The following is a 23,043-nucleotide window of genomic DNA, read 5'->3' on the forward strand; positions in this document are numbered from 1 at the left end:
CCACCGCTCACCGCCTCCCCTTCCCCTCCCGCAAGCTCGCCTCCATCAACGCATCCGCCATCCACAGCACCGTCTTCTCGATCTCCTTCTCCCCCATCCCCCACATGTCCTTGAGGATGGTGTAAGCCTCGATGCCATAGAGCACCGACAGCGCGCGATGCAGCCGCTCGCGCGACGCCGGCGTGAGATCGCCCTTCAGCGGCGCGAGCGCGGTCGAGAGGATCCCCACCCGGTGCCCGCGCCGGTACGGCTCCTCCTCCAGCAAGCCGGCGCGCTGCAGCGCCCACTGCTCCAGCGCCAGCTGCAGCGCGGCGCGCAACTGCGGCTCGTACTGCTCGAAGCGCGGGAAGGTCGTCTTGAACACGGCGTGCACGCGCTCGCGCGCATCCTCGGCATCGGAATCCGTGCCGAGCGGAGCGCTTCGCACCGGGCCCAGCGAAGCATCCACCACGCTCGTGATCAGCGCACTGCGGCTCGGGAAGTAGCGATACGCCGTCGCGCGCGACACGTTGGAGCGCACGGCGACTTCCGCGATGGAGGGGATGTGGCCGTCCTGCTGGATCAGGTCCATCGCCGTGTCCATCAGCAGCTTGAAGGTGGAAGCGCGCACGCCCCTGCTCGGCGGTGGCGGTGCCGCAGTCGGTATCAGTTGTTTCTTGGGCAAGGGTAACTCCGGGGGTGGATGGTGCCGCATGGCCGTTGCGGGTCAATGTGGCTTCTGCTTATCATGACCCGGCCAATTTGAGACGGGTGTCTCAAAACGGTCCTGGCGTCTCGGCGCCAGGTGCGGATCGTCAGTGGTTCAGACGCAATGGGGAGGATCACCATGCGCATGGCAACCCGGCATTCCCGCGGCTCGCGACGAGCCGCCCGCGCCCGCGGCTCGGCGCCCGCCTGAGACGACCGTGTTCCACAGCATCGAGCGACTCGCCGTCGAGGAAGACGGCGAAGGGGATGCCGTTCTCTGCCTGCACGGGCTGGGCGGCGACTCCAACACCTGGACGCCCCTCATGCCGGCGCTCGCCGGCTACCGCGTGATCCGTCCGGACCTGCCCGGGAGCGGCAGGTCGGCCAGCGCGGGCGGCACGCTCACGATGGAGAAGCTCGTCGAAGCGGCAGCCAACGTCTGCGCCCGCCTGAACGTCAGCCGCGCCCACGTGCTGGGCCACTCCATGGGCACCATCGTCGCCCAGCACCTCGCCGCGGCGCAGCCGCACCTGGTGCGCAGCCTCTCGCTGTTCGGGCCGCTGCTCGCCCCCAGCGACACGGCGCGCACGAACATCCGCGCCCGCGGCGAGAAAGCGAAGGCCGAAGGCCTGCGCGGCATGCACGAGATCGCGCTGGCCCTCGTCGACGCCGCGACGTCGACCGACACGCGCCAGCGCCAACCCGTCGCCGTGGCGTACGTGCGCGAAAGCCTGATGCGGCAGGACCCGGAAGGCTATGCCCGCAACTGCTTCGCGCTCGCGGACTGCAAGCCCGCCACCGTGGAACGCATCGCCGCGCCCACCATGCTGGTGACCGGCGACGAAGACGTGGTCGCCCCACCCCAAGCCGTCCGCAACATGGCCGAACGCTTCACGCAGGCCAGGAGCTTGCGCACCGTCATCCTGAACCGCTGCGGGCACTGGACACCCATCGAACGCCCGGAAGACTGCGCGCGCGAGTTGCGCGCCTTCCTCCCGGCGCAACGCTGAACACCGAGGCAAAGCATGGCAGACGTCTTGTTCACCAATGCGCGCGTCTTCGACGGCTCGGGCAGCCAGCCCTTCCGCGGCGAGGTGCTCGTGCAGGGCAACCGCATCAGCCGCGTCACGCGCAGCGGCGCCGGCGTGCGCAACGCGCCGGTCGGCGGCGTCACGGTCGTCGATGCCGCCGGCGCCTTCCTCATGCCCGGCCTGGTGGAGGCGCACACGCATTTCGCCTGGAACGACCAGCCCAGCCTCGACGCCATCCAGCGCATGCCGCCCGAGGAGCACATCCTCTGGTGCGCGCAGATCGCCAAGCGCTACCTCGACATGGGCTGGACCTCCTGCGTCGGCGCCGCCACCGCCAAGCCGCGGCTGGACGTCGTGATCCGCAACGCGATCAACGACGGCACCATCGTCGGCCCGCGCTACCTCGCGGCCAGCCAGGAGATCACCGTCCCCGGCGGCCTGGGCGACACCACGCAGCCGCACCTGCCCCAGCCCGAGTTCGCCTTCGGCGCCGTCGTGAGCGGCTGCGACGAGATGCGGCGCTGCGTGCGCATGTTCGCGAAGTACGGCGTCGACTCGCTCAAGATCAACCTCTCCGGCGAGTCGATCACGGGCTTCCCGAGCGAAGCCTCGCAGTTCACCGAAGCCGAGATCGCCACCTGCGTCGAGGAAGCCAAGGCCTGGAACAAGCGCGTCGCCGCCCACGCGCGTTCCACCAGGTCGATCAAGCTGTGCGTGCGCCACGGCATCGAGGTGATCTACCACGCGAGCTTCGCCGACGAGGAAGCGCTGGACCTGCTGGAGGAGCACAAGAAGGAGCACTTCATCGCGCCGGGCCTCGCCTGGCTGATCAACACCTGCCACCACGCCAGCGAGTACGGCATCACGCCCGCCGTGGCGCGCGGCATGGGCTACTTCCGCGAGCTCGAAGCAGCGATCGAGACGATGAAGGCGCTGCGCCGCCGCGACGTGCGCATCCTGCCGGGCGGCGACTACGGCTTCGCCTGGACGCCGCACGGCACCAACGCGAAGGACCTGGAGTACTTCGTGAAGATGGTCGGCATGTCGCCCATGGAGGCGCTGCTCTCCGCCACCGCCTGGGGCGCTCCCATGATGAAGCTCAAGCGCCAGATCGGCGAGATCCAGGAAGGCTACCTCGCCGACCTGCTGCTCGTGGACGGCGACCCGCTGGAGGACATCGCCGTGCTGCAGGACAAGCGCCGGCTGCTCGCCGTGATGAAGGACGGCGAGTTCCACCGCGCCCCGCCCGTGCGGCAGGACGCGACCACCCGACACACCCGCTGGGCGGCTTGAGGAGCGCGGCATGGACAACAGCGTCCTCTTCACCAACGTCCGCATCCTCGAAGGCCAGGTGAACGCGCCGCCGTATCTCGGCAGCGTGCTGGTCGAAGGCAACCGCATCAAGCGCGTGAGCCGTTCCGCCGCGTCCGTCTCCAGCGGCCCCGCCACCGTGATCGACGCGGCCGGCGCCACGCTGATGCCCGGCATGTGCGAGGCGCACACACACTTCTCCTGGAACGATGCGGCGACGTTGTCCGAAATCCAGCGCATGCCGCTGGAGGAGCACGTGCTCTGGTGCGCGAAGGTGGCCAAGCGCTACCTCGAGGCAGGCTTCACCTCCTGCGTCGGCGCCGCCTGCGCCAAGCCGCGCCTGGACGTCGTGATCCGCAACGCGATCAACAGCGGCCAGATCCCCGGCCCGCGCTACCTCGCGGCCAGCCAGGAGATCACCGTGCCCGGCGGCCTGGGCGACGAAACCCTGCCCCACCTGCCCTTCCCGGAGTTCAGCTTCGGCGTCAACGTGAACAGCGCCGACGAGATGCGCAAGGCCGTGCGCATGTTCCTGAAGTACGGCGTGGACTCCATCAAGATCAACCTGTCGGGCGACAACTTCACGCCGGATTCTCCGGCCGAGACCACCTGGATGAGCGACGCGGAAGTCGCCGCGGCCATGGACGAAGTGCGGGTCCGCGGCAAGCGCGGCACGGCGCACGCCCGCTCGGCGGCCTCGGTCAAGCAGGCGCTGCGCCACGGCATCGACGTGATCTACCACGCGAGCTTCACCGACGAAGAGACGCTGGACATGCTGGAGGCCGCCAGGGGCCGCGTGTTCGTCGCGCCCGGCATCGCGATCCTCTACGCGATGCTGCACGAGGCCGAGGCTTACGGCATCACGCACGAGAAGGCGGTCGCGATGGGCTACCAGCGCGAGTGGGACGCGGCGCTGGAGTCGCTGAAAGCCATGCACAAGCGCGGCATCCGCGTCCTGCCCGGCGGCGACTACGGCTTCGCCTTCACGCCGCACTGCCAGAACGCGCGCGACCTCGAGTTCTTCGTCAAGTACCTGGGCATGACGCCCGCCGAGGCGATCCGCAGCACCACGGTGTACGGCGGCGAGATCATGATGCGCGCCCAGGAGCTGGGCCAGGTGAAGGAAGGCTACCTCGCCGACCTGCTGCTGGTGGACGGCGACCCGCTCGCCAACATCGCCATCCTGCGCGACCCGAAGCGGATCCTGGCCGTGATGAAGGACGGGCAGTTCGCGAAGAGCCCGGACATGGCGTCGGAGCGCGAATTCCGGGTGGCTGCATGAGCGCGGTGCTGCCCGTCGTGCCCCTCCCCGGCGCCCGCAAGCGCCGCGCGCGCACGCTCGCGACCTGGGTCCTCGTCGGCGGGCCGATCCTCGCCTTCTGCCTCTGGGCACTCTTCGACAGCCCGCGCCTCTTCCTCATCACGCTGCTCAACGGGCTCACGCTCGGCTCGCTCTACTTCATCGTGGCGAGCGGGTTCACGCTGGTGTTCGGCCTGATGCGCAACGTGAACCTGGCGCACGGCTCGCTCTACCTGGTCGGCGGCTACGTGGGCTTCATCGTCGCGGAGCGCACCGGCTCCTGGCTGCTCGCGGTGGCGGCGGGCTTCGCGGTGGCGGCGCTGCTCGGGCTGCTGATGCAGGTGCTGATCCTGCGCCACATGCAGAACCAGGACCTGCGCCAGACGATGGTGACGATCGGCCTGTCGGTCGTGATCGCGGACCTGCTGATCTGGATCTTCACGGCGCAGGTCCACCAGATGGAGGCGCCCGCGTGGCTGCAGGGCCCGATCCGCGGCATCCCCGTCATCAACGCGTACTCGGCCTACCGGCTCAGCCTGCTGGGGCTGGGCCTGGTGATCGGCGTGGCGCTGTGGCTGCTGCTGCACCGTACGCGCGTGGGCATGATGATCCGCGCCGGCGTCGACGACCGCGGCATGTTGTCCGCCGCCGGGTTCAACGTGAACCTCGTGTTCGCGGTCACCTTCGCGCTGGGCGCGGGGCTCGCGGGCATCGGCGGCGTGATCGGCGCGGTGGAGCTGTCGATGGTGCCGGGCGAGGACACGCGGCTGCTGCTCGCGTCCCTCATCGTGGTCATCGTCGGCGGCATGGGCAGCGTGGTGGGCGCCGCCATCGGCGCGGCGATCCTGGGGCTGGCGGAGACGTTCGGGCTGGTCTATGCGCCGACGTACAGCGTGGTGTTCACGTTCCTGATCCTGGTGCTGGTGCTGGCCTTCCGCCCGCGCGGGATCCTCGGGAGGGCGGCATGAGTGCGGCGCAGTGGCGGAAGGCGATGAACACGGGCGCGGCAGCGTCGGCTGGCGGGTCCGCACGGTCCGTAGGCTGGGTTTCGCGCAGCGAACCCCAGCGATCCGGCGCCGAAAGCTGGGGTTCGCTGCGCGAAACCCAGCCTACGGGCGAGCGTGAAACTTCGCGCTGGTGGCACTGGCTGCGCACCAACATCGCCCCCCACCACATCGTCGTCGCCGTCGCCCTGCTCGTCTTCCCCTTCGTCGCCTCCCCCTTCCTCACTTTCCAGGTCGCGGGCCAATCGCTCGCACTCGGCCTGGTCGCCCTTTCGCTCATGTTCCTTTCCGGCTACGGCGGCATGGTCTCGCTGGCGCAGATGACCGTGGCGGGCATGGCGGGCTACGTCGTCGGCATCCTCGGCTCCAGCGCCAGCGCGATCAGCCTCGGCTGGCCCTGGCCGGTGGTGCTCGCCATCGCGATGCTCGTCGCGGTCGTCGCGGCCACCCTGATCGGCTGGCTCTCGGTGCGCACCGAAGGCATCTACACCATCATGATCACGCTGGCGATCGGTGTGGCGTTCTACTACCTCTGCCTGCAGAACTACTCCCTGTTCAACGGCTTCCAGGGCTTCCAGCGCGTCTACCCGCCCCACGTGCTCGGCATCGACTGGCGCTCGCCGCTGCCCTTCTACTGGCTCGCGCTCGCGTGCTCGCTCGCCGGCTACTTCGCGGTGAAGTACGTGGCGCGCTCGCCCTTCGGCATGGCCTTGCAGGGCATCCGCGACAACGCGCGCCGCATGAACGCGCTCGGCTACAACGTGACGGCGCACCGCGTCGCCGCGTATGCGTTCGCGGGGCTCATCGCCGCCGTCGGCGGCATCCTCTTCACCTGGTACAACGGCCTGGTCACCCCCGGCTCCGTCGGCACGTCGTGGCTGATCAACATCCTGGTGATCGCGGTGCTGGGCGGCCTGCGCCACCCCATCGGCCCCTTCCTCGGCGCACTCGTCTTCGTGCTGCTGCAGACCTTCGCGATCGACCTGATCGAGCGCGAGCGCTTCAACCTGCTGATCGGCGCGGTCTTCCTCGCCATCGTCCTCTTTTCCCCCGACGGCCTGCTGGGCCTCTGGGCACGCGCGAAGGCGCGGCTCGCGAAGCCGGCATCCGTCCCATCAACCTTGCGCTGAGCGCAACTTCCCCAAGGAGACAAGCGTGGTCCACAAGAGATTCCTTCTGAGCGCCGTCGCCGGCGCAGCGTTCGCTGCCACCCTGGGCGGGGCCTGGGCACAGGGGCAGACGATCAAGATCGGCCTGCTGGCCACGCTGGAAGGCCCGTTCGCGGCCGGCGGCGCGGACGGCATGCGCGGCGCGGAGCTCGCACTCAAGGAGCGCGGCGGCACCGTCGCCGGACACAAGGTGGAGATTGTCAAGGCCTCCTCCGACGCCAAGCCGGAAGTCGCGGTCAACGCCGTGCGCAAGCTGGTGGAGCAGGACAAGGTCGACGTGGTCGTCGGCCCGCTCTCGGGCAGCGAGGGCATCGCCGTGAAGGACTATGCGAAGACGCAGCCTGGCAAGACCTTCATCAACGGCGCCTCCGGCGCGCAGGCCACGACGCTGGACAACCCGGCGCCCAACTTCTTCCGCTTCAACACCGAGGGTGCGCAGTGGATGGTGGGCCTGGGCAACGCGGCCCTGAAGAAGGGCTACAAGAAGGTCATGGTGGTCGCCGAGGACTACTCCTTCCCGTACTCGCAGGTGCAGGGCTTCATGACCGAGTTCTGCAAGGGCGGCGGCAAGGTGCCGGTGAAGGCCTGGGTGCCGCTGGGCGGCAAGGACTACGCGTCCACCATCGCGCGCATCCCGAAGGACGTCGACGCGATCCTGCTGGTGCTGGGCGGCGCCGATGCGGTGAACTTCCTGAACCAGTACGAGGCGGCCGGCGGCGACAAGCCCATCCTCGGCGGCTCCATCACGGTGTCGCAGGACGTGCTGAACTACCGCGGCAAGCGCCGCGACTCGCTGGTGGGCACGCTCTCCGCCGGCCCGCTGGCCGACGCGTACGACGGTGCCGAGTGGAGGAAGTTCGTCGCCGACTACCAGAAGGCCTATCCCGTGGCGCAAGGCGGCTTCCCCAGCCCCTCGCTCTTCGCGTACGTGTACTACATGAACATGAAGGCGGCGCTCGACGGCCTGGAGCAGGTGAAGGGCGACCTCTCCGGCAACCAGGCGAAGTACCGCGACACGTTGACGAAGATGGTGCTGAAGACGCCGACTGGCGACGTCAAGCTCGATGCCAACCGCCAGGCGATCGGCAGCACCTTCATCACCGAGGTGGTGAAGGATGCGCAGGGTAACCTGTACAACAAGGTCGTCGCCAAGGTGGACAACGTCGACCAGACGCTGGGCGTGCCCAAGGCGCAGTTCAAGATCGGCTCGCGCGACGAGCCGAACTGCCCGTAAGGAGCACGGGTGGCTTCCGTCACGTCACTGCGTCCCGCCGCGCCGCGCGCGCGGTCCGTGCCGCCCGCGGCCACCGGCCTGGCCTCGAACGATGCGCTGGTGCTGCAGGGTGTCTCGCGCACCTTCGGCGCCCTGCGCGCGGTGGACGACGTGACGCTGGCGGTGGCCGCCGGCGAGCGGCGCGCCGTGCTCGGCGCCAACGGCGCCGGCAAGACCACGCTGTTCAACGCGATCACCGGCGACTTCCCGCCCACCGCGGGACGGATCCGGTTCTTCGGCGAGGACATCACGGAGCTGCCGCCGCACGAGCGCATCCGCAAGGGGCTGCGGCGCACCTACCAGTCCTCCCTGCTGTTCCGCGAGCTGAGCGTGCGGGACAACCTCTTCCTGGCGGTGCGCGGCATGAGCCGCGGCCGCTACAGCTTCGTGCGCGCGGGCGCGGCGCATGCCACGCGCCTCGCGACCGAGGAGCTGCTGGAGCGGACGCGCCTCTCGCACGTGGCGGACGAACCCGTGGCCAACCTGGCGCACGGGCAGCAGCGGCAGCTGGAGATCGGGATGGCGCTCGCGGGCGCGCCGCGGCTGATCCTGTTCGACGAGCCGGCGGCGGGGCTGTCGCCCGCGGAACGGCGCGAGCTGGTGGCGCTGCTCACCTCGCTGCCCTCGCACATGAGCTACGTGCTGATCGAACACGACCTGGACATCGCGCTGCGCGTCGTCGAACGCGTGACGGTAATGCACAACGGCCGCGTGCTGCGCGAAGGCACGCCGGCCGAGATCGAAGCGGACACCCAGGTGCAGGCGATCTACATGGGAGGCAAGCACTGATGGCCGACCATCCTCTGCTGCAGGTGCAGGGCCTCGACGTCTACTACGGCCGCGCCCACGCGCTGCAAGGCGTGTCGTTCACGCTGGCGCAAGGCGTGCTGGGCCTCGTGGGCCGCAACGGCATGGGCAAGACGACGCTGTGCAACGCGATCACGGGCCTGGTGCCCGCGACGGGCAGCGTGAAGCTGGCCCGCGAGGAGATCCTCGGCCGCACGCCGCACGAGATCACGCGGCGCGGCATCGCGTACGTGCCGCAGGGGCGGCGCGTGTGGCCGTCGCTCACCGTGGACGAAACCTTGCGACTGGTCGCAAAGCACCGGCGCGAGGTGGACAAGGTGTATGCCATGTTCCCGCGCCTCGCCGAACGCAAGGGCAACGGCGGGGGGCAGCTCTCTGGTGGCGAGCAGCAGATGCTGGCGATCGGCCGCGCGCTGCTGCTGGAGCCGAAGCTGCTGGTGATGGACGAACCCACCGAAGGGCTCGCGCCGGTGATCGTGGAGCAGGTCGCGCAGGCGCTGCGCCATCTGGCGGCGGACACGGGCATCGGCATCCTGCTGATCGAGCAGAACCTCGGCGTCGCCATCGAGGTGGCGGACCGCATCGGGGTGGTGGTGAACGGGCGGATCGCGCAGGAGATGCCGGCGCAGGAGCTGGCGGCGGATGAAGGGCTGCAGGAGCGCTTGCTGGGGATCCGGTCGAACGAGGACGAAGAGCCTCAGGAGCCTGCAACGTCGATCGCGCCGGTGCGGATGTTCACGGTGCGTCGCGCGCATGCGGAGGCGGATGCGTCGCCACTGCCGGCGCCGGCGAGGACGGTCAGGGGGATCAATCGGTGGAATGCTGGGGCGGTGGGGGACGAGGTGGCTGACCTGCCCCTCACCCCCACCCTCTCCCCGGAGGGGAGAGGGAGTGAGGACAAGGACTCCCTCTCCCGCTTGCGGGAGAGGGCAGGGGTGAGGGTCGACGAAAGCGCAGAGATCTTCACCTTCCCCGTCGCCGCCACCACCGCCCGCGCCGCCTACGTCGCCGGCACCTTCGACACCAAGGGCCGCGAGCTCACCTACGTCAAGCAGTGCCTCGAGCGCCGCGGCCTGCGCGTGGTCACCGTCGACCTTTCCACCTCCGGCAAGCCCTCCTCGGCCAGCGTGCACCCGCGCGAAGTCGCGCGCCACCATCCGCACGGCGAATCCGCCGTCTTCAGCAAGGACCGCGGCTGCGCCGTGAGTGCCATGGCGCAGGCCTTCGAACGCTTCGTGCTCACGCGGCGCGACCTCGGCGGCCTCATCGGCGCGGGCGGCTCCGGCGGCACGTCGCTGGCCACGCAAGGCATGCGCGCCTTGCCCGTCGGCCTGCCCAAGGTGATGGTCTCCACCATGGCCTCCGGCGACACGCGCGGCTACGTCGGCCCGAGCGACATCTGCATGATGTATTCCATCACCGACGTCTCCGGCATCAACCGCATCAGCGAGCGGGTGCTCGCCAATGCCGCCCACGCCCTTGCCGGGATGATGGCGCACGCCGCCTCGCTGCCTTCCGCGACCACCAAGCCGGCCCTCGGGCTCACGATGTTCGGCGTCACGACACCCTGCGTGCAGGCGGTCACGCGCATGCTGGCCGACGAGTACGACTGCCTGGTCTTCCACGCGACGGGCGTCGGCGGCCAGTCGATGGAGAAGCTCGCGGACTCGGGCCTGCTGCAAGGCGCCATCGACGTGTCGACCACCGAAGTGGCCGACGAGATCGTCGGCGGCGTGCTCTCGGCGGGGCCGCAGCGCCTGGACGTCTTCGCCCGGCACGCGCTGCCCTACGTCGGCTCCTGCGGCGCGCTGGACATGGTGAACTTCGGTGCCTGGGACACGGTGCCGGAGCGCTTCAAGTCCCGGCGCCTCTACCGCCACAATGCCAGCGTCACGCTGATGCGCACGACGGCGGAAGAATGCCGCGCCATCGGCGAGTTCATCGCGCGCAAGCTCAATGCGATGCAGGGGCCGGTGCGCTTCCTCATCCCCGAAGGCGGCGTCTCGCAGATCGACAAGCCCGGCCAGCCCTTCCACGACCCGGAGGCGGACCGCGCCCTCTTCGCCGCGATCGAAGCGAACTTCCGCGGCGGACCCGAGCGCCAGCTGCGCCGGCTGCCGCTCCACATCAACGACGAGGCGTTCGCGCAGGCGCTGGTGGCGGCCTGGCGCGAAGTCGCCACGCCCCGCGAGCGCTCGCGCAGCGCCTTCGCCTGACAAACGCAAAGGACAAGGCCATGGCACGCATCCCCCGAGCGGAAATCCTGGACCGGCTGCGCAGCAAGGTGGAGGCGGGGCTGCCCATCGTCGGCGGCGGCGCGGGCACCGGCCTGTCCGCCAAGTGCGAGGAGGCGGGCGGCCTCGACCTGATCGTCATCTACAACTCGGGGCGCTACCGCATGGCCGGCCGCGGCTCGCTCGCCGGCGTGCTCGCTTACGGCAATGCCAACGAGATCGTGTGCGAGATGGCGCACGAGGTGCTGCCGGTGGTGAAGCGCACGCCGGTGCTCGCCGGCGTGAACGGCACCGATCCCTTCATGATCGCCGACGAATTCCTGCAGCGGCTGATCGCGCTGGGCTTTTCCGGCGTGCAGAACTTCCCCACCGTGGGCCTGATCGACGGCACCTTCCGCGCCAACCTGGAAGAGACCGGCATGGGCTACGCCCTCGAGGTCGAAATGATCGCGAAGGCCCACGCGCTGGACCTGCTGACCACGCCTTACGTCTTCAGCGAAGAGGACGCCCGCGCGATGGCGCAGGCCGGGGCCGACGTCGTCGTCTGCCACCTGGGGCTGACCACGGGCGGCAGCATAGGCGCCGACACGGCGCTCACCCTGGAAGACTGCGTCGAGCCGATCAACGCCTGGGCCGCCGCGGCCCGCGCGGTGAAGCACGACGTGCTGGTCCTCTGCCACGGCGGCCCGATCGCCGAGCCGCAGGACGCGCAATGGATCCTCTCGCAATGCCCCGGCTGCCACGGCTTCTACGGGGCGAGTTCCATGGAACGGCTGCCGACCGAGATCGCGCTCACCGAGACCGCGCGGCGCTTCGTCCAGATCACCCGATAAGACAAGGAGACCCCCATGACCGGCGCCCAATTCGGCACCTTCCTCCTCGGCCTCGTCGTGGCCGCGATCGTCGTGGCCATCGGTGTATGGCTGCTGCACTGGCTGTACCTGCGCAGCAGCAAGGAGCGCGCCTTCGTCCGCACCGGGCTGGGTGGCCAGCGCGTCGTGCTCGATGGCGGCGCCTTCGTCCTGCCCATCGTGCACGAGGTGATCCCCGTGAACATGAACACGCTGCGGCTGGAGGTCGCGCGCGGGCGCGACAAGGCGCTGATCACCAAGGACCGCATGCGCGTGGACGTGGTGGCCGAGTTCTACGTCCGCGTGGCGGCGGAAGCATCGGCCGTTGCCGCCGCGGCGCAGACGCTGGGCCTGCGCACGCTGGCCCCGGAGCAGCTGAAGGAGCTGGTGGAAGGCAAGTTCGTCGACGCGCTGCGCACCGCGGCCGCGGAGATGACGATGGAGGAGCTGCACGAGAAGCGCGGCGGCTTCGTCAAGCGCGTGCGCGAGTCCGTCGCCGAGGACCTGACCAAGAACGGCCTGGAGCTGGAGTCCGCTTCGCTCACCCAGCTGGACCAGACTTCGATGGAGTACTTCAACCCGAGCAACGCCTTCGACGCCGAAGGCCTGACGCGCCTCACCGAGCAGATCGAGCGCCGCAAGAAGCAGCGCAACGACGTGGAGCAGGACACGCTGGTCGCCATCCGCAACAAGAACCTGGAGGCGGAGAAGCTCTCGCTGGAGATCGACCGCGAGAGCGAGTACGCGCGCCTGTCGCAGCAGCGCGAAGTGGAAGTCGCCCGCGCGCGCCAGCGTGCCGACCTGGCGACCGAGCGCGCCGAGCGCGAGCAGGACGCCGAGACCGTGCAGATCGCGGCGAAGCAGGCGATCGAGGCGGCGCGCATCCGCAGCGAGCAGTCGCTCGAGGAAGAGCGCATCGCCAAGGAGAAGGCGCTCCAGGCAGCCGAGATCCTGCGCCGCCAGGCGATGGACCTCGCCGAGCAGCAGCGCGCGATCGCGGTGGCCCGCGAGAGCAGGAACCAGAGCGAGGTGCAGGCCGCGGCCGACCTGGCGCGTGCCGCCGCCGTCGCCGCGGAGGAGAAGGTCTTCACCGCCCGCGAGGTGGAAGTGGCCGAGCGCCGCAAGGCGATCGAGCTGATCGCTGCCGCCCAGGCCGCGGAACGCGAGGCCCTGCAGCTCACGCGTGCCGCCGAAGCGGAGAAGCTGGCGAGCATGGACAAGGGCGAGGCGATCCGGCTGCAGGCCGAGGCCGATGCGGAAGCCGAGAAGATCCGCGCGCTGGCGATCCGCGTGCGCAGCGAGGCCGAAGCCGAAGGCGTGCGCCTGATGAACGAGGCGCAGAACGTGCTGTCGCCCGAGGCGCGCGCTTCCGCCCTGCGCCTGCGCGTGGTGGACAAGGCCGAAGGCATCATCCGCGAGTCGGTCAAGCCCATGGAGCGCATCGAGGGCATCAAGATCCTGCAGGTCGACGGCCTGCTGGGGGGCGGCGGCAGCGTGGCGCCGATCGCGACCCAGGCCAACTTCGCCGACGGCGTGGTGAACTCGGCGCTGCGCTTCCGCGCGCAGGCGCCCATCGTCGACCAGCTGCTGAAGGAAATCGGCCTGCAGGGCGGCGCGGACATCAACGGGATGGTGAATGGCGCGCTGGGCGTCACCAACGCGGTGGCTGCCGCGATCCCGCCCGCCACGGCCATCCCGCCCATCCCGGTGCAGGACGCGAGCAAGAAGGCTTGAGGCCATGGTGCGCGTCTACGTCTCCAGCGTGATCGATGCGGACGCCGAAGCCGTGTGGCGGCGCGTGCGCGACTTCAACGGCCTGCCGCAATGGCACCCGGGCATCGCCGACAGCCGCATCGAGAACGGCGAGGCCGCCGACAAGATCGGCTGCGTGCGCAACTTCCACACGCGCGACGGCGGGCTGATCCGCGAGCGCCTGCTGGCGCTGTCCGACTACGAGTACAGTTGCAGCTACGCGATCCTGGAAAGTCCCATGGGCGTGGAGAACTACATCGCCACGCTCAAGCTCACGCCGGTGACGGACGGCGAGCGCACCTTCGCGGAGTGGAGCGCGGAGTTCGACTGCGAGGAGCGGCGCGAGCAGGAACTGTCCGACCTGGTCGGAGGGCAGGTGTTCCAGGGCGGCTTCGACGCGCTGAAGCGCCACTTCGGCCACCGCCGCTAGCGCCATGCTGCAGAAGGTCGTGCGCTCGGCCATCATCGACGCGCCCATCGGTCGCGTCTGGGAGGTGCTGCGCGACTTCAACAGCCACGACCAGTGGCACGCGGTGGTGGACCAGAGCCGCATCGAGCACGGCGAACCCTCTTCGCGCGTCGGCTGCGTGCGCAGCTTCACCCTGAAGGACGGCAACCGCATCCGCGAGCAGTTGCTCGGGCTGTCGGACAGCGAATACAAGTCGACGTATTGCATCCTGGATGCGACGGTGCCGCTGAAGCGCTACGTGGCGACGGTGACGCTGAAGCCGGTGACGGACGGGGACCGGACCTTCTGGCACTGGGAATCGAGCTTCGAGGCGCCGCGGGGGCGCGAGCAGGAACTGCGGACGATGGTGGCGGAAGGGGTGTACGAGGCGGGGTTTGCGAACCTGCGGGCGTATCTCTCGCAGACGACCGTCAGAAGCTCCGTCCTTCCCGCCCCTGCCTACGCAGGGGCAGGCTCCGCGGGAACCCAGGGCTTCCCTTCGCGCGAAGCGCGCCTCGCCCGCTACGGCGGGCCGGAAGAACTGGAAACAGTGGCTTCAGCGGCTCCCCCGCCCGCCCCCGGCCAGGTCCGCATCCGCCAATCCGCCATCGGCATCAACTTCCTCGACATCTACCTCCGCCGCGGCTGGATCCCCGGCATGCTCCCGCTCCCCGGCGTCCTGGGCATGGAAGCCGCAGGCACGGTCATCGACGTCGGCACCGGCGTCACGCACGTCCTCCCCGGCGACCGCGTCGCCTACCTCTGCCCGCAACCGGGCGCGTACTGCTCCGTCCGCACCCTCCCCGCGCGCCACGTCGTGCGCCTGCCGTCCACCGTCGACGACGAAACCGCCGCCGCGATCCTGCTCAAGGGCATCACCGCCGACTACCTCCTCCACGACCTCGGCCGCATCCGGCCCGGCACGCGCCTGCTGGTGCATGCGGCCGCAGGCGGCGTCGGCTCGCTGCTGTGCGCCTGGGCGAAGCGCCTGCGCGCCACGGTGATCGGCACCGTCTCCAGCGAAGAGAAGGCGCGCATCGCGCGCGACCAGGGTTGCGAGCACGTGGTCGTCGCGCGCGACCACCGCTTCGCCGACGCCGTGCAGGCCTTCTGCGGCGGCGCGGACGTGATCGTCGACGGCCTCGGCGCCGCCGCGGTGGACGAGAACCTCGCCGCCGCCGACCGCCGCGGCCACTGGATCAGCCTCGGCCAGGCGAGCGGCCCCTTGCCGCCGCTGGACCCGGACCGCCTGCTCGCCAAGTCGCTGACCTTCTCGCGTCCCGTCGTGTTCGACTACGTCGCCACGCAGCGCGAACTGCAGGAGCGCGCCGAGCGCGTGTGGCGCGCGCTCGCGGCCGGTGCGTTGCCCGCGCCCCGCATCGAACGCTTCGCGCTCGCCGCGGCCGGCGCCGCGCACCAGAAACTCGAATCGCGCGCGAGCACCGGCTCGCTCGTGCTGCTGCCCTGAACGACGCACCGGAGGAGCCCATGATCGAAGGCCTCAACCACTTCACCGTGATCGCGGAGGATCCCGCGCGCACCATGGCCTTCTACACGCAGGTGCTGGGGCTGGAAGACGGCTGGCGTCCGGACCTCGGCTTTCCCGGCGCATGGCTGTACGCAGGCGGGCGCGCCGTGGTGCACGTGTACTTCGATCGTCCCGTGCCGCAGCAGCGTGCCGGCGTGATCGACCACATGGCGTTCACGGCGAAAGGCCTGAAGGAGACCAAGGCACGCTTCGACGCGAGCGGCACGCCGTACGAACTGCGCCGGCAGAAGGGCGCCGGCACGTGGCAACTCTTCTGCCACGACCCGAACGGCGCCCGCGTCGAACTCGATTTCGACGCCTCCGAAACGACCTGAAATCCAAGGCCGTTCGGCGGCGCGCGCGCGCCGCCCGTCCCGCGCCCGCGTTACGGCGCAACGCAGCGCCGTATCACCTGTAATGGAACGCAAACCGCCTTGTAAAGCGCGACCGTGGGCCCTTACCGTCGCGCCCATGAACGCTCCACTTCCGACCCAGCTGCACTTCGACGTGCAAGGCCTCGTGCATGCCGTCGCCCAGAACCAGTCGATCGACGCCTTCCAGGCCAGCCTGACGGCCAAGCAGTGGGAGTTGCTCGGCACCTACCTGCAGCCCTTCGCGGTGCGCCAGGGCCAGGTGGTGATCGAGCAGAACGCGAGCGACCGCACGGTGTACCTGGTGGAGACGGGGCAGCTCACCGTGCACTACGAAGACGACAAGGGGCGGCTGCGCCTCGCGGTGGTCGAAGCAGGATCCGCCGTCGGCGAAGGCGCCTTCTTCACGCGCCAGCCGCGCAACGCGACCGTGCAGGCCGCGAGCGCCGCGAAGCTGTGGTCGCTCAGCCCGATCCGCTTCACCGAACTCACGAACCGGCAACCGCAACTCGCGCTCGAGGTGGCGATGGCGCTCGGCTCGCTGGTGTCGCGCCGTCTCGCCAACCGTCCGAAACGCGTCGCCGTGACTTGAGCGACAGCGTTCGCCGCTCGTCTTGCCTCCGCGCGCGCCTGTCCGCAGGGCCCCGGCGCTTACAAGGGCGTAACAGTTGCCCCGCCACACTGGCCGCATCCCTCAGCCGAATCGAAAGACCAACAAGATGTTCAACTGGTTCTCCGGCAAGAAGAAGCAAGAGCAGGACAGCGAGCCCGCCACTTCCGGCCTGTCGCGACTCGAATCGACCAAGCCCGCCAACCAGGCGCGCCATGGCAACGGCGGCAGCGCGCAGCCCGGCAACCGCAAGCACGAGCGCCTCGAGCGCCGCGAGCTGCTCTACGCCGTGGTGCGCGAAGCGATGGTGCGCGCCGGCGTGCTCTCCTCCAGCTACAAGTTCAAGGTGCTCTCGCTCGACCACCGCGGCCGCCAGTTCCTCGTGATGGTGGACCTGGCCCAGGGCGCGGCGAGCGACACGCATCGCCTCGCGGAGATCGAAGCCATGGTGGCGCAGTCCGCGAAGGCGCGCTACGACATCCTGGTGTCGGCCGTCTACTGGCGCGCCAACGAGCACGTGGCCATCGGCGACCCGGCGCACTTCACGTCCGCGAAGCCGCTGATCTCGCAGCCTGCGCCGCTGGAAGCCACGACGTCGCGGCCCGCGCCGCTGGAAGTGCCGTCGCGCCCGACGACGCAGGCTTCACGCCAGCGCGTGGACCCGCTGCAGGACGACGAAGTGGCCGCGTTCCGGCGTGCGCTGGATGCGGGCGTGCGCGGGGAAAAGGCGCTGGCCTCCGCGAACAAGGGGAAGGAACCGCGCACCGTGACGCTGCTCACCGGGTTCGAGGACACCGAGATGGTGGAGAACGACGTGAGGGAGCATTTGAGCGGGACGCAGTGGGGGGCTTTGCGCTGACCGCTGACGCGGGCGGTGGGGTTCGCTGCGCTCACCGTCCGCGGCTTCGCCGCGCCACCCTACATGTGAGGCATGTTTCGGCGCCCCGGCTTGTAGGGTGGCGGCGCGCCAGCGCCGGAAGGTGAGCGCAGCGAACCCCACCGAAGGGCGTTCGCTCCTCAATGCCCCCCGAAATGCACGAAGGTGAACACCTCCAGCCCACCTTCCCGCAACCTCTCCGACCCCCCAAGCTCCGGCAGGTCCACGATCGCGCAGCCTTCGATCACCGTTCCCCCGAGCTTCTCCAGCAGCTTCTTCCCCGCCATCATCGTCCCGCCGGTCGCGATCAGGTCGTCGATCAGCAGCACGCGCTGGCCGGGCTTCACGGCATCGGTGTGCAACTCCACGGTCGCACTGCCGTACTCCAGCTCGTACGTCTCTTCCACGGTGGTGAAAGGCAGCTTGCCTTTCTTGCGGATCGGCACGAAGCCCACCCCGAGTTCGTACGCGACCACCGAGCCGAGGATGAAGCCTCGCGCGTCCAGGCCGGCCACCACGTCGGGCCGGCGATCCATGTAGCGATGCACGAAAGCGTCGATCAGGACCCGGAACACCTTCGGGTCCTGCAGCAGGGGCGTGATGTCGCGGAACTGCACGCCGGGGGCCGGCCAGTCGGGCACGGTGCGGATGTGGCGGCGCAGGTAGTCGCTGACGTCCAGCGCGTCGTCGTTCGTCATGTTCAACCTTTGAGCAGGATCTCTTCGGCGAGCGCCAGGGGTTCGGGCCGGCCGGAAAGCACCAGAGTATCCCCGTCTTCCAGCACCGGGTCCGTGCCAGGATCGACGGTGCGGCCGGTCACGCGCCGCAGCGCGACGACGCGCACGCCTTCACGGTCCAGCCGCAGCTGGCTCAGCGCGCGGCCGAGCGCGCCGGCGGCCATGGGCAAGGTCACGGTGGCCAGGCGCTCCTGCTCCACCTCCTGCGAGGTGCTGTCGTCGGCGCCGTGGAAGTAGCCGCGCAGCAGGTTGTAGCGCGCGTCGCGCTGGTCCTGCACGATGCGGATCACCCGCCGCATCGGCACGCCCACCAGCGCCAGCGCATGGCTCGCGAGCATCAGCGAGCTTTCCAGCGTCTCGGGCACGACCTCGGTGGCGCCCGCCCGCTGCAGGCGCTCCAGGTCGAAGTCGTCCTGCGTGCGCACGATCACGGGCACGTTCGGCGCATGCGACCGTGCGCTGGCCAGCACCTTCAGCGCGCCGGGCACGTCGAGGTAGGTGATCACCAGCGCCGACGCGCGCGCGAGGCCGGCGGCGATCAGCGCCTGCAGCCGCGCCGCGTCGCCGAACACCACCGAGTCGCCGGCGGCCGCGGCCTGCCGCACGCGGTCCGGGTCCAGGTCCAGCGCCATGTAGGGGATGCCTTCCTGCTCCAGCATGCGCGCCAGGTTCTGCCCGCAGCGGCCGTAGCCGCAGATGATCACGTGCTTGTTGGCGTTGATGGACTTGCGCGCGATGGTGGTCATCTGCAGCGACTGCAGCAGCCATTCGTTGGCCACCAGCTTCATCACGACGCGGTTGCTCCACTGGATGATGAAGGGCGTGGCGATCATGGAGATCACCATGCTCGCGAGGACCGGGTGGATCAGCCGGTCGGCGACGAGGCCGTTGTTGCGCGCGAGCGCCAGCAGCACGAAGCCGAACTCGCCCGCCTGCGCCAGGTAGAGCCCCGTGCGCAGCGACACGCCCATGGACGCCCCGTACGCGCGCGCGAGCGCCGTCACCAGCAGCAGCTTGAACAGCACCGGCCCCGTGACCAGCAGCAGCACCAGGCTCCAGCGCTCCGCCACCGGCCGCCAGTCCAGCAGCATGCCGATGGTGATGAAGAAGAGCCCCAGCAGCACGTCGTGGAAGGGGCGGATGTCCGCTTCCACCTGGTGCTTGTATTCGGTCTCGGAGATCAGGATGCCGGCAATGAAGGCACCCAGCGCCAGCGACAGCCCCGCCAGTTCCGTGAGCCACGCGAGGCCCAGCGTCACCAGCAGCAGGTTCAGCACGAAGAGTTCGTCGCTCTTGCGCCGCGCCACCAGCGTGAGCCACCAGCGCATCAGGCGCTGGCCGCCCGCCAGCAGCAGCGCGATCAGCGCGGCGGCCTTGAGGGCGGCGATGCCCATCTCGCGCAGCAGCACCTCGGGCGGGCTGCCCAGGGCGGGGATCAGCACCAGCAGCGGCACCACGGCGAGGTCCTGGAACAGCAGCACGCCCATCACGCGCTTGCCGTGCTCCGACTCCAGCTCCAGCCGGTCGGACATCATCTTCACGACGATGGCCGTGGAGCTCATGGCCAGCGCCCCCGAAAGCGCGACGGCGCTCTGCCAGGACATCCGCCAGAACTGCGGCAGCACCCAGGCCAGCGCCACGCTGCCGCCGACGCCGACCAGCATCGTCAGGCCCACCTGCGACAGGCCGAGCCCGAACACGTGCGTGCGCATCGCGCGCAGCTTGGCCAGGTTGAACTCCAGGCCGATCACGAACATCAGGAAGACCACGCCGAACTCGCCGAGGTGGCGCACGCTGTCGGAGTCTTCGGCGACGGCCAGCGCGTTCGGCCCGATCACCACGCCGACGACCAGGTAGCCCAGCATCGGCGGCAGGCGCAGCGACCGGCACAAGACCACGCCCAGGACGGCAGCCAGCAGGTATAGCAGGGTCAGCTCGAGCGAGGTCATTCCCCCCGATGCTATCCGCCGCGGGCCCGCCCCTTAAAATCGGCGGATGACTGCTGCTTCCACGCCGGCTGCGGGTTCCGCTGCGCCCGGGCCTTTCGACGGCGCGCGCGCGATCCGGCTGGCGCGGGAGACCTTCGACATCGAGGCGGCCGCCGTCCTCGGCCTGAAGGACCGCGTCGGCCCGTCCTTCGCGCAGGCCGTGCAGGCCATGCTGGGCATCCGCGGCCGCGTGGTCGTGATGGGCATGGGCAAGAGCGGCCACGTCGGTCGCAAGATCGCCGCCACCCTGGCCTCCACCGGCACGCCGGCCATGTTCGTGCACCCGGCCGAGGCGAGCCACGGCGACCTGGGGATGATCAAGCCCATCGACCTGGTGCTGGCCATCTCCAACGGCGGCGAAAGCGACGAGATCACGGTGATCCTGCCGGTGCTCAAGCGCCTGGGCGTCCCCACGGTGGCCATGACCGGCAACGGCAAGTCCACCCTCGCCCGCCATGCCGACATCGTGCTGGACAGCGGCGTCGAGAAAGAGGCCTGCCCGCTGAACCTCGCGCCCACTGCAAGCACGACTGCGCAGCTCGCGCTCGGCGACGCGCTGGCCGTGGCCTTGCTGGATGCGCGCGGCTTCCAGGCCGAGGACTTCGCGCGCTCGCACCCGGGCGGCGCGCTGGGGCGCAAGCTGCTCACCCATCTCTCCGACGTGATGCGCAGCGGCGAGGGCGTGCCGCGCGTCACGGCGGACGCGAACTTCACGACGCTGATGCGCGAAATGAGCGCGAAAGGCCTCGGTGCCTCCGCCGTCGTGGACGGCGAAGGCCGGCCGATCGGCATCTTCACCGACGGCGACCTGCGCCGCCTGATCGAGAAAGGCGTGGACCTGCGCCCCGTGCGCGCGAGCGAGGTGATGCATCCCGGCCCGCGCACCATCCGGTCCGACGCCCTCGCCGCCGAGGCGGCGCAGCTGATGGAGCAGTTCCGCATCACGAGCGTCCTGGTGGTCGATGCCGACGGCCGCCTCGTGGGCGCCGTGAACTCCAACGACCTGATGCGGGCCAAGGTCATCTGATCCCATGACCCTTCCTCCCGCGCGCGCGTTCGCGCCCGAACTCCTGCTCGCCGCCCAGGGCGTCAAGGTTGCCTTCTTCGACGTCGACGGCGTCATGACCGACGGCGGCATCCTCTACTCCGACGAAGGCGAAACCCTCAAGCGCTTCCACACGCTCGACGGGCTCGGCCTCAAGCTGCTGCAGCGTGCCGGCATCACGCCGGTGGTCATCACCGGCCGCGACTCCAAGCCGCTGCGCAAGCGCCTCGAGGCGCTGGGCGTGGGCGAGGTGCACTACGGCACCGAGGACAAGCGCCCCGCCGCCGAGAAGACGCTCGCCTCGCTGGGGCTGGACTGGTCCCAGGCCGCGGCCATGGGCGACGACTGGCCCGACCTGCCCGTCATGCGCCGTTGCGCCATCGCGGTGGCGCCGCCCGACGCGCACGTCGAGGTGCGCCAGTGCGCGCGCTACGTGACCCAGGCCGCGGCCGGCCATGGCGCGGCGCGCGAGTTCTGCGACCTGCTGCTGGTCGCCTCCGGCCGCTACGCGCAGCTGCTGGAGGCCTACGGGTGACCACGCTGCGCGGTTTCGGCCGTGCCTGGGACCGGCTCACCATCTACCTGCCCATCATCCTGATGGCGCTGCTGGCGCTGGCCACCTACTGGCTGGCCCGCAGCACGCCCACGGGCGGCGGGCCCGGCAGCAGCAGCATCCGCCCGAGCAAGCACGAGCCGGACTACTTCCTCAAGAACTTCTCCGTGAAATCCTTCGCGGGCAACGGGCGGCTGAAGACCGAGATCCAGGGCGCGGAGGGCTACCACTATCCCGACACGGACACGCTGGAGATCCTGAACCCGCGCATCCGCTCGTACAGCGAAGCGGGCGCGCTGACCGTCGCGACGGCGAAGAAGGCGATCAGCAACGGCGACGGCTCGCAGGTGCAGCTGATCGGCGATGCGGTCGTCACGCGCGAGTCCCCCGCCAAAGACCAGCCGAAGCTGGAAGTCAGCGGCGACTTCCTGCACATCTACGCCGACGAGGAGAAGGTGAAGTCGGACCGCCCCGTCACACTGAAGCGCGGCAACGATGTCTTCCAGGCGGACAACATGGAATACGACAACCTCGATCGCGTGCTGGAGCTGCGCGGGCGCGTGCGCGGCACGCTGCGTCCACGCGGGACGACCCCCTGATGGGACCGCTCGTCTTCATCACCGGCGCATCGAGCGGCATCGGCCAGGCGCTCGCCTGGCGCTACTACCAGGCCGGCTGGCGCCTCGCGCTCGTGGCGCGGCGCGCCGCGGAGATGACCGAGTGGGCCGAGGACCGGGGCCTCACCTTCGGGCGCTGGCAGGTGTACGCCGCCGACGTGGCGGACATCGACAGCATCGCCGCCGCGGCGCACGTCTGCATGGCGCAGCAGGGCGTGCCGGACGTCGTCATCGCCAACGCCGGCATCAGCATCGGCATGGACACGGCGCAGCGCGAAGACCTGGACGTGATGGCGCGCACTTTCGCCACCAACAACATCGGCCTGGCGGCGACCTTCCACGCGTTCGTGGAACCGATGCGTGCCCGTGGCAGCGGCGCCCTGGTGGGCATCGCGAGTGTCGCGGGCATCCGCGGCTTGCCCGGGCACGGCGCCTATTGCTCCAGCAAGGCGGCGGTGATCAGCTACTGCGAGAGCCTGCGCGGCGAGCTGCGCGGCACCGGCGTGAAGGTGGTGACGCTCGCCCCGGGCTACGTGGACACGCCGCTCACGCGCAAGAACCGGTACGGGATGCCGTTCCTGATGCAGGCCGAGGATTTCGCCGACGCGGCGTATCGCGCGATCGCGAAGGGCGTGAGCTATCGCGTGATCCCGTGGCAGATGGGGGTGGTGGCGAAGCTGCTGCGGGCGTTGCCGAATGCGGTGTTCGATCGCTTGCTGGCGGGGCGGCCGCGCAAGCATCGGGAGGCGGAGCGCTGACGCGCAAACGCCGGCGGGCACCGTAGGCTGGGTTGCACGAAGTGCACCCCAGCATGCGGCGAACGCTGGGGTGCCCTGCGGGCAACCCAGCC

The 23,043-nt window shown here is 69.9% G+C and carries 22 protein-coding genes and 1 pseudogene; 20 read left to right on the forward strand and 3 right to left on the reverse strand.

What is annotated here, in order from left to right:
• Window positions 1–7: 7 nt before the first annotated feature.
• On the reverse strand, window positions 8–610 hold the full coding sequence (locus H8N03_RS06915) for a TetR/AcrR family transcriptional regulator (protein ID WP_354005088.1): 603 nt from the start codon (window positions 608–610) through the stop codon (window positions 8–10).
• Window positions 611–905: 295 nt separating this feature from the next.
• On the opposite strand from H8N03_RS06915, the gene H8N03_RS06920 reads away from it, so the two are divergent.
• From H8N03_RS06920 to H8N03_RS06990, 16 genes and pseudogenes are all read left to right on the forward strand, one after another.
• A complete protein-coding gene (locus H8N03_RS06920; RefSeq protein ID WP_187075424.1) occupies window positions 906–1,697 on the forward strand; it encodes an alpha/beta fold hydrolase in 792 nt (263 codons plus the stop codon).
• A 15-nt stretch (window positions 1,698–1,712) separates the two neighbouring features.
• Window positions 1,713–3,011 (forward strand): metal-dependent hydrolase family protein, encoded by a 1,299-nt coding sequence (locus H8N03_RS06925; protein WP_187075425.1) that lies wholly within the window; start codon window positions 1,713–1,715, stop codon window positions 3,009–3,011.
• 10 nt (window positions 3,012–3,021) lie between these two features.
• Window positions 3,022–4,311 carry a metal-dependent hydrolase family protein gene (locus tag H8N03_RS06930; protein WP_187075426.1) on the forward strand — a complete coding sequence of 430 codons (1,290 nt, stop codon included), beginning with the start codon at window positions 3,022–3,024 and terminating at the stop codon, window positions 4,309–4,311.
• The gene (locus tag H8N03_RS06935) at window positions 4,308–5,297 is read left to right on the forward strand and encodes a branched-chain amino acid ABC transporter permease (RefSeq protein WP_187075427.1); all 990 of its coding nucleotides are present in this window, start codon (window positions 4,308–4,310) and stop codon (window positions 5,295–5,297) included. Before H8N03_RS06930 ends, H8N03_RS06935 begins: the two co-directional genes overlap by 4 nt.
• A complete protein-coding gene (locus H8N03_RS06940) occupies window positions 5,294–6,463 on the forward strand; it encodes a branched-chain amino acid ABC transporter permease (protein WP_187075428.1) in 1,170 nt (389 codons plus the stop codon). Before H8N03_RS06935 ends, H8N03_RS06940 begins: the two co-directional genes overlap by 4 nt.
• 25 nt (window positions 6,464–6,488) lie before the next feature.
• A complete protein-coding gene (locus tag H8N03_RS06945; RefSeq protein WP_187075429.1) occupies window positions 6,489–7,736 on the forward strand; it encodes an ABC transporter substrate-binding protein in 1,248 nt (415 codons plus the stop codon).
• A 9-nt stretch (window positions 7,737–7,745) separates the two neighbouring features.
• Window positions 7,746–8,564, forward strand: coding sequence for an ABC transporter ATP-binding protein (locus tag H8N03_RS06950; RefSeq protein ID WP_222622876.1), 819 nt, complete (start codon window positions 7,746–7,748; stop codon window positions 8,562–8,564).
• A pseudogene (locus H8N03_RS26240) lies at window positions 8,564–9,025 on the forward strand (ATP-binding cassette domain-containing protein); the annotation flags it as partial. The gene H8N03_RS06950 and the pseudogene H8N03_RS26240, both read left to right, overlap by 1 nt.
• Window positions 9,026–9,541: 516 nt before the next feature.
• On the forward strand, window positions 9,542–10,798 hold the full coding sequence (locus H8N03_RS26245) for a Tm-1-like ATP-binding domain-containing protein (RefSeq protein ID WP_354005095.1): 1,257 nt from the start codon (window positions 9,542–9,544) through the stop codon (window positions 10,796–10,798).
• A gap of 20 nt (window positions 10,799–10,818) precedes the next feature.
• A complete protein-coding gene (locus H8N03_RS06960; protein WP_187075431.1) occupies window positions 10,819–11,649 on the forward strand; it encodes a phosphoenolpyruvate hydrolase family protein in 831 nt (276 codons plus the stop codon).
• A 15-nt stretch (window positions 11,650–11,664) separates the two neighbouring features.
• Window positions 11,665–13,401 (forward strand): flotillin family protein, encoded by a 1,737-nt coding sequence (locus H8N03_RS06965; protein WP_187075432.1) that lies wholly within the window; start codon window positions 11,665–11,667, stop codon window positions 13,399–13,401.
• Between the two features lie 4 nt (window positions 13,402–13,405).
• Window positions 13,406–13,849 (forward strand): SRPBCC family protein, encoded by a 444-nt coding sequence (locus H8N03_RS06970; protein ID WP_187075433.1) that lies wholly within the window; start codon window positions 13,406–13,408, stop codon window positions 13,847–13,849.
• A 4-nt stretch (window positions 13,850–13,853) separates the two neighbouring features.
• Window positions 13,854–15,335, forward strand: coding sequence for an SRPBCC family protein (locus H8N03_RS06975; RefSeq protein ID WP_187075434.1), 1,482 nt, complete (start codon window positions 13,854–13,856; stop codon window positions 15,333–15,335).
• Window positions 15,336–15,355: 20 nt separating this feature from the next.
• Window positions 15,356–15,730 carry a VOC family protein gene (locus tag H8N03_RS06980; RefSeq protein ID WP_187075435.1) on the forward strand — a complete coding sequence of 125 codons (375 nt, stop codon included), beginning with the start codon at window positions 15,356–15,358 and terminating at the stop codon, window positions 15,728–15,730.
• 136 nt (window positions 15,731–15,866) lie between these two features.
• Entirely contained in the window at window positions 15,867–16,358 is a 492-nt protein-coding gene (locus tag H8N03_RS06985) for a Crp/Fnr family transcriptional regulator (RefSeq protein ID WP_187075436.1), read from the forward strand.
• A 127-nt stretch (window positions 16,359–16,485) separates the two neighbouring features.
• A complete protein-coding gene (locus tag H8N03_RS06990) occupies window positions 16,486–17,235 on the forward strand; it encodes a hypothetical protein (RefSeq protein WP_187075437.1) in 750 nt (249 codons plus the stop codon).
• A 158-nt stretch (window positions 17,236–17,393) separates the two neighbouring features.
• On the opposite strand, the gene H8N03_RS06995 is transcribed toward H8N03_RS06990, so the two are convergent.
• Both H8N03_RS06995 and H8N03_RS07000 read right to left on the reverse strand, forming a co-directional pair.
• Entirely contained in the window at window positions 17,394–17,951 is a 558-nt protein-coding gene (locus tag H8N03_RS06995; protein ID WP_187075438.1) for an adenine phosphoribosyltransferase, read from the reverse strand.
• Window positions 17,952–17,953: 2 nt separating this feature from the next.
• The gene (locus H8N03_RS07000; protein WP_187075439.1) at window positions 17,954–19,939 is read right to left on the reverse strand and encodes a monovalent cation:proton antiporter family protein; all 1,986 of its coding nucleotides are present in this window, start codon (window positions 19,937–19,939) and stop codon (window positions 17,954–17,956) included.
• A gap of 46 nt (window positions 19,940–19,985) precedes the next feature.
• Here H8N03_RS07000 and H8N03_RS07005 point away from each other — a divergent pair, with 46 nt between their 5' ends.
• From H8N03_RS07005 to H8N03_RS07020, 4 genes are read left to right on the forward strand one after another with little or no spacing between them, the layout of a single operon-like run.
• Entirely contained in the window at window positions 19,986–21,005 is a 1,020-nt protein-coding gene (locus H8N03_RS07005; protein WP_187075440.1) for a KpsF/GutQ family sugar-phosphate isomerase, read from the forward strand.
• Window positions 21,006–21,009: 4 nt separating this feature from the next.
• Window positions 21,010–21,558 (forward strand): KdsC family phosphatase, encoded by a 549-nt coding sequence (locus H8N03_RS07010; protein ID WP_187075441.1) that lies wholly within the window; start codon window positions 21,010–21,012, stop codon window positions 21,556–21,558.
• Window positions 21,555–22,175 carry an LPS export ABC transporter periplasmic protein LptC gene (gene lptC / locus H8N03_RS07015; protein WP_354005089.1) on the forward strand — a complete coding sequence of 207 codons (621 nt, stop codon included), beginning with the start codon at window positions 21,555–21,557 and terminating at the stop codon, window positions 22,173–22,175. Before H8N03_RS07010 ends, lptC begins: the two co-directional genes overlap by 4 nt.
• Window positions 22,175–22,951 carry an SDR family oxidoreductase gene (locus H8N03_RS07020; protein ID WP_187075442.1) on the forward strand — a complete coding sequence of 259 codons (777 nt, stop codon included), beginning with the start codon at window positions 22,175–22,177 and terminating at the stop codon, window positions 22,949–22,951. The genes lptC and H8N03_RS07020 overlap by 1 nt, the downstream gene beginning before the upstream one ends.
• Window positions 22,952–23,043 lie beyond the last annotated feature (92 nt).

The sequence above is a fragment of the Ramlibacter cellulosilyticus genome, assembly GCF_014297465.1.
In the GTDB taxonomy this organism is placed as follows: domain Bacteria; phylum Pseudomonadota; class Gammaproteobacteria; order Burkholderiales; family Burkholderiaceae_C; genus Ramlibacter; species Ramlibacter cellulosilyticus.